Below are 232 nucleotides of genomic sequence, written 5' to 3'. Positions count from 1 at the left end.
CGCCCTCCCATGAGCGCGTGATTCGCACCTTGCGTGAATGGGATATCCGTTTGGACGAGTCGCTGTTCCTCGGCGGCCTGGAGAAATCCGCCTTTCTGGAGGCGTTCGCCGCCGACGTGTTTTTCGATGACCAGGCCGGTCATTGTGAGAAAGCCCGGGAAGTGGTGGCCACCGGGCATGTGCCCCATGGCATCAGTAATGAGTTGAAAATCCACACCGAGCGCTAAGTCAG

The 232-nt window shown here is 59.1% G+C and carries 1 protein-coding gene; it reads left to right on the top strand.

Annotation, left to right across the window (positions count from 1 at the left end; translation table 11 throughout):
- Positions 1 to 227 (top strand): 5'-nucleotidase (locus tag KZZ04_RS20910; RefSeq protein ID WP_219424136.1); only part of this gene is annotated, 227 nt, incomplete at its 5' end.
- Positions 228 to 232 lie beyond the last annotated feature (5 nt).

The organism is Pseudoalteromonas sp. CR1 (genome assembly GCF_019392235.1).
Taxonomy (GTDB): domain Bacteria; phylum Pseudomonadota; class Gammaproteobacteria; order Enterobacterales; family Alteromonadaceae; genus Pseudoalteromonas.
This window is presented reverse-complemented; position numbering and strand designations above follow the sequence as displayed.